Source organism: Sphingomonas sp. NPDC019816, assembly GCF_050274375.1.
In the GTDB taxonomy this organism is placed as follows: Bacteria; Pseudomonadota; Alphaproteobacteria; order Sphingomonadales; family Sphingomonadaceae; genus Sphingomonas.
The window spans coordinates 1-7,676 of record NZ_JBNNOB010000154.1 but is presented as its reverse complement, the minus strand read 5'-3'; the positions used below and the strand labels follow the sequence as shown (position 1 = coordinate 7,676).

6 protein-coding genes are annotated in these 7,676 nt (G+C 69.6%); 2 read left to right on the top strand and 4 right to left on the bottom strand.

Annotated features, from left to right (window positions below; all coding sequences use genetic code 11):
* Positions 1-78: 78 nt before the first annotated feature.
* Together ACQKJZ_RS16780 and miaA are read right to left on the bottom strand one after the other, a co-directional pair.
* Positions 79-1,824, bottom strand: coding sequence for an acetolactate synthase 3 large subunit (locus tag ACQKJZ_RS16780; protein ID WP_427732543.1), 1,746 nt, complete (start codon positions 1,822-1,824; stop codon positions 79-81).
* 86 nt (positions 1,825-1,910) lie between these two features.
* Positions 1,911-2,843, bottom strand: a complete 933-nt coding sequence (gene miaA, locus ACQKJZ_RS16775) for a tRNA (adenosine(37)-N6)-dimethylallyltransferase MiaA (protein WP_427732541.1) — start codon at positions 2,841-2,843, stop codon at positions 1,911-1,913.
* Here miaA and serB point away from each other — a divergent pair.
* Positions 2,842-3,726: a phosphoserine phosphatase SerB gene (gene serB / locus ACQKJZ_RS16770; RefSeq protein WP_427732539.1), complete on the top strand. Its 885-nt coding sequence runs from the start codon at positions 2,842-2,844 to the stop codon at positions 3,724-3,726. The genes miaA and serB overlap by 2 nt on opposite strands.
* A gap of 25 nt (positions 3,727-3,751) precedes the next feature.
* Here serB and ACQKJZ_RS16765 read toward each other — a convergent pair whose 3' ends face one another.
* Positions 3,752-4,810, bottom strand: coding sequence for an SPOR domain-containing protein (locus ACQKJZ_RS16765; protein ID WP_427732537.1), 1,059 nt, complete (start codon positions 4,808-4,810; stop codon positions 3,752-3,754).
* 254 nt (positions 4,811-5,064) lie between these two features.
* Here ACQKJZ_RS16765 and ACQKJZ_RS16760 point away from each other — a divergent pair, with 254 nt between their 5' ends.
* On the top strand, positions 5,065-6,333 hold the full coding sequence (locus tag ACQKJZ_RS16760; RefSeq protein ID WP_427732535.1) for an SPOR domain-containing protein: 1,269 nt from the start codon (positions 5,065-5,067) through the stop codon (positions 6,331-6,333).
* Positions 6,334-6,354: 21 nt separating this feature from the next.
* Here the strand turns inward: ACQKJZ_RS16760 and ACQKJZ_RS16755 are convergent, their stop codons facing one another.
* Positions 6,355-7,542 carry an NAD(P)/FAD-dependent oxidoreductase gene (locus ACQKJZ_RS16755; protein ID WP_427732533.1) on the bottom strand — a complete coding sequence of 396 codons (1,188 nt, stop codon included), beginning with the start codon at positions 7,540-7,542 and terminating at the stop codon, positions 6,355-6,357.
* Positions 7,543-7,676: the final 134 nt, after the last annotated feature.

The following is a 7,676-nucleotide window of genomic DNA, read 5'->3' as shown; positions in this document are numbered from 1 at the left end:
GGAGGGGCCGGGGGAGGGAAGGCGAGGGAAGGGAAAGCCCTCCCCTAACCCCTCCCGCCTGCGGGAGGGGAATGGTCGTCAAACCAGCGCCTTGGCCTCGTCGTCCATGGTGCCCGATACCTCATTGGCCTGCAGGATCATGTCGGTATGCGCGGCCCCCGACGGGATCATCGGGAAGCAGTTGGCGAGCTTGGCCACGCGGCAGTCGACGATCACCGGCCCGTCATGGTCCAGCATCGCGGCAATGCCGTCCTCCAGCTGGTTCCGATGCTCAATGAGGATGCCCTTCCAGCCATAGGCCTCGCCCAGCTTCACGAAGTCGGGCAGCGAGTCCGAATAGCTTTCGGCATAGCGGCTTTCATAGGTCAGTTCCTGCCACTGGCGGACCATGCCCATATATTCGTTGTTCAGGATGAAAATCTTGACCGGCAGGCGATACTGCGTCGCCGTTGCGAGTTCCTGGATGTTCATCTGGATCGAGGCTTCACCCGCGATGTCGATGACCAGCGCGCCCGGATTACCCAGCTGCGCACCGATCGCGGCGGGCAGGCCGTAACCCATGGTGCCGAGACCACCGCTCGTCAGCCACTTGTTAGGCTTTTCGAAGCCGAAATGCTGCGCGGCCCACATCTGGTGCTGGCCAACCTCGGTCGTGATGATCGGCTGGCGCGCCTGGGTTGCCTCGTACAGCGCCCGGATCGCCCGCTGCGGCATGATGGCGTCACCCGCTTCCGGGAAGGAGAGGCAGCCGACCGCGCGCCAGCCCGCGATACGGCGCTGCCACTCGGTGGTGTCGGGCTTGGGATGCTGGCGCGACTTCCAGATGCGCACCGCATCCTCCAGCGCGTGGCCGACATCGGCGATGATCGCCAGGTCGACGCGGACATTCTTGTTCACGCTCGACCGGTCGATATCGACATGGACCTTGCGGCTGTTGGGGCTGAACGCGTCCAGACGCCCGGTCACGCGATCGTCGAAGCGGCTGCCCAGCGCGACCACGAGGTCGGCCTGGTTCATCGCCATATTGGCTTCGTAGGTGCCGTGCATGCCCAGCATGCCCAGCCATTGCGGATCGCTGGCCGGGAAGGCGCCCAGACCCATCAGGGTCGAGGTGACGGGCGCGCCGGTGATGCGGGCCAGTTCGCGCAGCAGCTGCGACGCGGCCGGACCCGAATTGATGATGCCGCCGCCGGTATAGAAGACGGGGCGTTCGGCCGCCGCCAGCATGTCGACCAGTTGCTCGATCTGGGCTTGGTCGGCCTTCACCTGCGGGCGATAGGTCTTGTGACGGATCGGACCCGGCTTCTGATAGCGGGCGGTGGCGACCTGCACGTCCTTGGGGATGTCGATCACGACCGGACCGGGGCGGCCCGAGGTCGCGATATGGAACGCCTCATGCACCACCTCGCCCAGACGCGCGGGGTCCTTCACGAGATAGTTGTGCTTGGAGCAATGGCGCGTGATGCCGACCGTATCGGCTTCCTGGAACGCGTCGGTGCCGATCAGTGCGGTCGGCACCTGGCCGGTGATGACCACCATCGGGATCGAATCGAGCAGCGCGTCGGTGATGCCGGTGACGGCATTGGTCGCGCCGGGGCCGGAGGTGACGAGCACCACGCCGGGCTTGCCGGTCGAGCGGGCATAGCCCTCCGCCGCATGGGTCGCCGCCTGTTCGTGGCGGACGAGAATGTGGCGGATGCGCTTCGACCGGAACATGGCGTCATAGATCGGCAGCACCGCACCACCCGGATAGCCGAAGACGACCTCCACGCCGAGATCGCACAGCGCCTCGACCAGGATATCGGCTCCGCTTTTCTCGGTCATCGTCTTCGTCCTTCTGCATCCGTTGCCCGCTGACGGGGCGTGTCGGGAATGGCGCGGCTACAGGTTTAAAAAGTGCGCGTCAACCGTCAAAGACGTAATAAAGTTTCTATTATGTTGCGGCGCACATCCGGTCGGGTGTCGGAGATCACCATCCAATTGGGGCCGGGCTGATGCCGGAACCAGGTATATTGCCTTTTGGCGTAACGCCTTGTCGCTAGCGCCCCCGCCGCCTCGGCCTCGGCGCGGGTCATGGTGCCCGCCAGCAGCGCCGCGGCCTCGGGCACGCCGATCGCGCGGCGGATGGGGGCGTCATCGGGCAGGTCGGGCCTTGCGAGCAGGGCGGCGGCTTCGTCCAGCCCCTCGTCCAGCATCTCGCCGAAACGCCGGTCGATCCGCGCGTTCAGCCAGTCGCGGTCGGGCAGCAGGATGACGGCGGACAGTGCGATGCGGTCACCGATGCCACCTTCCTTCCGCGCCTGCCATTCGTGTAGCGGCCGGCCGGTCGAGCGCACCACCTCCAGCGCACGAGCGACGCGGGTGGTGTCGGCGGCGTTCAACCGCGCGGCGGCAACGGGGTCCTCCAGCGACAGGGCCGCATGCGCCTCGGCGACGGGTAGGGCGCGGACCCGGGCGCGGATGTAGGGATCGATGGCGGGCACCGGCGCGATGCCGTCGAGCAGGGTACGCATATAAAGGCCGGTGCCGCCGACCAGGATGGGCAGCGATGCCGCCGCCACGCTGTCGTCTATGGCGGCGCGTGCCTCCGCTGCCCAGCGCGCCGCCGAATAGCCGGTGTCCGCGCCGTCGACATGGCCGAACAGCCGGTGGGGGGTCTGCGCCACTTCGTCCGGCAAGGGCCGGGCGGTGAGGATCGACAGGTCGCGGTACACCTGCGCCGAATCGGCATTGATGATCGTGCCGCCGGTCGCCTTCGCCAGATCGAGCGCCAATGCGGACTTGCCGCTGGCGGTCGGCCCTGCGATGAGCGCGAGCCCAGGACGGTCAGAGGAGTTCGCCATGTTCATCGCCACGCTGATAGCAGCCAAGGGCCAACTGGCCGATGCCGATTTGACGACGGCGCAGGAGAAACTGGCGGCGGCGGGTTGCACCGTCGCGGCGACGCGCTGGATCGATACGGGCGTGGCGGCGGACCTCGACTTCACCGGCGATCCGCTGGCGGCGCGCGAGGCGCTCGAGGGCTGGTTCGATGCCACCGACGTCATCGTGCAGCCCGCCGACCATCGCGAGAAGCGGCTGCTGGTCGCCGACATGGATTCGACCATGATCACCGTCGAGTGCATCGACGAACTGGCCGATTATGCCGGGATCAAGGAACAGGTCGCCGAGGTGACCGAGCGCGCGATGCGCGGTGAGCTGGACTTCGCCGCCGCACTCGACGCGCGCGTCGCGCTGCTCGAAGGGCTGGACGAGAGCGTTATCGAACAATGCCTGGCCGAGCGGGTGACATTGATGGCGGGGGCGCGCACGCTGATCCGCACGATGAAGGCGCGCGGGGGCTGTGCCATTCTGGTGTCGGGCGGCTTCACCCGCTTCGCCGAGCCGGTCGCTGCCGAAATCGGCTTCGACCGCGCCATCGCCAATTATCTGGAGATCGCGCATGGCAAGCTGACCGGCACGGTGCGCAAACCCATCGTCGGGTCGGACACGAAGGAAAAGACGCTGGTCGAGGCGCTCGCCGATCTGGGCCTCGACGCCTCGGCCAGTCTCGCGGTCGGCGACGGCGCGAACGACCTGGCGATGATCCGCCGCGCGGGGCTGGGCGTCGCCTACCGCGCCAAGCCGATCGTCGCCGGCGCGGCGGCGGCGCGGATCGATTACAACGACCTGACCGCGCTGCTCTATGTCCAGGGTATCGCGCGGGCGGAGTGGATCACGGCCTGATCGCATTGTCGCCCGCGCTACCGGGTCAGGGGGCGACCACCACGCAGGGCTGGCCTGACCGGGAGCACGCCGCCTGCGCCTCGCCGCGATTGGCATAGCCGCCCGCCTGAAGCCGGGTCACGCCGCCCGCCGTGACATAATGGGGCTGCGCACCGCCCAGCCGTCCGCGCACCTTCTGCCACAGGCCGGTGGCGTTGCCGCGGTCGCGGAACGCCCCCAGCTGGATCCGCCACGGTCCGCCGGTCACGGTTTGCGGCTTCGCCTTGGCCGGCGGCTTTGCCTGGGGCTGGGGCTGCGGTTTTGGGGGCGTACGGGGCGCGGTGACGGCGTGGGGTGGCTCGGCCGGCTGGCCCGGTACGGGATAGCTGGCCCCGGCGGTCGCGGGCGTCGACGGGGGCAGGGGCACCGACTGTACCGATTGGACCGGCTGCGGCGGCGTCGAACCGCGCGTATCGACGATACGGCGCGGTGCCTGTGGCGGCAGGGCGGCCGGGGCGGGGATCGCGGCGGCGCGTGCCGCATATTGCTGGACCAGCTGGATGCCCTTCTGCCGGTCGGCGGGGGTGATATACTGGTCCATCTGCGCCAGCGTCTCCGACGCGGCCTTCAGCCCGTTCTGCGAGGCCAGCGTCATCAGCGCATAGGCGCGCGGATAGTCGCGGGTGACGCCATCACCGTTGAACAACATGGTGCCCAGCACCAGCTGCGCGCGCGGTTCGCCCCGCGCCACCGACTTTTCCAGCCAGGGCACGGCGTCGGCGCGCTTGCCTGACTGGAACATAGCCAGCCCGTAATTGTCGGCGGCCTGAAGATGCCCCTGCGCGGCCGCCTTGCGGAACCAGCTTTCGGCGAGCGTGGGATCGACCGGCACGCCGCGGCCCAGCTTATACGCCTGGCCCAGATTGAACTGCGCATCGGCGTCGCCGGCGATCGCGGCGGGGCGCCATTCCTCCACCGCCGTGCGATAATCGCCACGCGCCCAGGCATCGACGCCCGCCTTCACATCGGCGAATGCCGGGGCCGCCACGAGACACGTGGCGAGCGCGACCAGGCCGGTGCCTGTCCGTGGAAAGCTGCGCATCATCCTTCGATCCTCCAAGAGGTTGTCCTGCCCGCCATGCCCGCCCCCCCCGCCATGCCCGGGCGACGGGGCGTGGTAAAGCCGTGCGGTTATGCCGTCGGACGGCTTAACGTTTCCTTAGAATGGGCGGCGTAGCGTGGTTGCCGATTGGGGAAAGGGGCCATGACCATCCGCCGCCAGCCGTGTCGCGTCGGGCGGAGGCGATGGAGGGCGCTGCGCCTTTCCCGCCATGCTCGGACCGGTGATTGCCCATGACGATGATCCGCACTCTTATCGCCGGCACCGCCAGCGCCCTGATGCTGGGCGCGACCCTGACCGGTTGCGCCGCCGATCGTCGTGCCGCACGCACGGTGCCGGCCGAGCGCGCGGGTGCGGACGAACGCGCCACCGCCGCGCTGGCCGAGCAGACCCGCCGCATCCTGGCGCAGCGCGACGGAGGAAGTGCCGTCGCGCTGGCCGAGCGGCTGGTGGCGGCGGAACCGCGCCGCGCGGGGTACCGGGCGCTGTTGGGGCAAAGCTATCTGCTGGCGGGGCGCTTCGCCTCGGCGCGGCAGGCTTTCGCGGATACGCTGCAACTCGATCCCGCCGATGGTCGATCGGCGCTCAACCTGTCGCTGGCGCTGATCGCTGGCGGCGATGGCGAGGGCGCACGCGTGGTGCTGGCGCAGCATGCCGACGCGATCCCGGCCGCCGATCTGGGGCTCGCGCTGGCACTGGCCGGCGGCGACGGCGTGCGCGTGCTGACCGCCGCCGTTCGCGAACCCGGCGCGACCGCCAAAACGCGCCAGAATCTGGCGCTGGCGCTGGCGCTGGCCGGCCAGTGGGGCATGGCGCGCATGGCGGCGTCGGCGGACATGGCGCCGGCCGATGTCGAGGCGCGGATGCAGGAATGGGCGTCCTTCTCCACGATGAACGGTCCGGGCGATCAGGTCGCGCAGCTGCTCGGCGTCGCGCGCGCGGCGGATACCGGCCAGCCGGTGACGCTGGCGCTCAACGCGGCGCCCTCGGTCGTGGTGGTCAACGACATGGTCCGAGGACTGCCCGACGCCCCGTCAAAAGGGGATGACGGGCGGATCGCCGCCAGCCCTGAGCCATTGGCCGCGCCCGCCACCCGCGACGCGTTGCCGGGAGTGGAGGCGGCCGCATCGCGCATGGTGCGCATGGCGCCGGCCTTGGTCACGACGCCCGCGCTTCTGCGCCGCGCCGAGGAGCGCCAGGCGGTTCACCCCAAGGGCGAATGGAACGTGCAGCTTGGCGCCTTCGCCACCGATGACGGCGCGCAAAAGGCCTGGGCGAAGCTGACCCGCGATCATTCGGGCTTCACCCGCTATGCGCCGCTCAGCGCGACCGTACGGCGGCCCGAGGGCAATCTCTACCGCCTGTCGATCGGCGGGCTGACCCGGCCCGAGGCCGATCTGCTCTGCCGGCGTCACCGCGACGAAGGGGGCGAATGCTTCGTCCGGGCGCAGGCGGGCGACCGGATGGCGCATTGGGCACGGCCGGGGATCGGCCTCGCCGCCCTGTAGGGATGGGAAAGGGATCGCCCGTCAGACGGCCTCGCCCGCCGCGCGCCCGCTCGCCCAAGCCCATTGGAAATTATAGCCGCCCAGCCAGCCGGTGACGTCCACCGCCTCGCCGACGAAATGCAGCCCCGGCACCGCCTTGGCCTCCAGTGTGCGCGACAACAGGCCGGCGGTCGAGACGCCGCCGACTGTCACTTCGGCCTTGGCATAGCCCTCCGAGCCATTGGGGTGGAACGGCCAGTCGGCCAGGCGGGCGGCGGCCCCGTTCAACAGCTTATCCGTCGCCGCCCCCAGTTCTGCGGGCAGCGCCAGCCGTTCGGCCAGCGTCTCGGCCAGCCGGTCGGGCAGATGCTGGCCCAGCGCCCGGCGTAGCGACAGCCGGGGCTGCGCGCGCTTGGCGGCGATCAGCCAGTCGGGCGCGGCGTCGGGGGTGAAGTCGATCGCGATCGGCTCACCATGCCGCCAATAGGAGGACACTTGCAGGATTGCCGGGCCGGACAGCCCGCGATGGGTGAACAACGCCGCCTCGCGGAACCGCGTCTTGCCTGCGCGCGCCACGACCTCCGACGCGACGCCCGATAGGGAGCGGAACAAAGTCTCGTCGCCGCCCAGCGTCAGGGGGACGAGGGCGGGGCGCGGCTCGACGACCTTCAATCCGAACTGGCGCGCGAGGTCATAGGCATAGCCGGTCGCGCCCATCTTGGGGATGCTCGGCCCCCCGGTCGCGACGATCAGGCGGGGGGCGGTCGCCTGTTCGCCGCGCCGGGTGATGTGGAAGGTCGTGCCGTCATGCGTCACCGCGTCCAAAGGCGCGCCCAGTGCGATGTCCACTAGGCCACCCGACCGCGCCGCCTTGTCGCATTCGTCGAGCAGCATCTCGACGATCTGTCGCGCCGATCCGTCGCAGAACAGCTGCCCCAGCGTCTTTTCATGCCAGGCGATGCCATGCGCCTCGACCAGTGCCAGGAAATCGGCCGCCGTGTAGCGGCCGAGCGCCGACTTGGCGAAATGTGGATTGCTTGAGAGGAAACGGTCGGGCGCGGTGCCGATATTGGTGAAGTTGCACCGCCCGCCGCCCGAGATCAGGATCTTCTTGCCCGGCGCATCGGCATGATCGACGACCAGCACCCGCCGCCCCCGCTGCCCGGCGGTCGCCGCCGCCATGAGCCCCGCCGCGCCTGCGCCGAGGATGATCGCGTCATAGTGTTGCATGGCGGGGGTTTAGGGGGATTTGGCGGGGGGCGATAGGTGGAGTCGCGCTTGCCATCGCTGCTTGGCACGCCCCTCCCGCAGGCGGGAGGGGATGGGGGAGGGCAGGCCGCGAGCGATGGTCTCGGTGAGACTCC

Excerpts from the sequence above, each read along its gene's own strand:
- ACQKJZ_RS16780 (WP_427732543.1), bottom strand. The coding sequence starts at position 1,824 with ATGACCGAGAAAAGCGGAGCCGATATCCTGGTCGAGGCGCTGTGCGAT.
- serB (WP_427732539.1), top strand. The coding sequence starts at position 2,842 with ATGTTCATCGCCACGCTGATAGCAGCCAAGGGCCAACTGGCCGATGCC.
- ACQKJZ_RS16755 (WP_427732533.1), bottom strand. The coding sequence starts at position 7,542 with ATGCAACACTATGACGCGATCATCCTCGGCGCAGGCGCGGCGGGGCTC.
- ACQKJZ_RS16760 (WP_427732535.1), top strand. The coding sequence starts at position 5,065 with ATGATCCGCACTCTTATCGCCGGCACCGCCAGCGCCCTGATGCTGGGC.
- miaA (WP_427732541.1), bottom strand. The coding sequence starts at position 2,843 with ATGGCGAACTCCTCTGACCGTCCTGGGCTCGCGCTCATCGCAGGGCCG.
- ACQKJZ_RS16765 (WP_427732537.1), bottom strand. The coding sequence starts at position 4,810 with ATGATGCGCAGCTTTCCACGGACAGGCACCGGCCTGGTCGCGCTCGCC.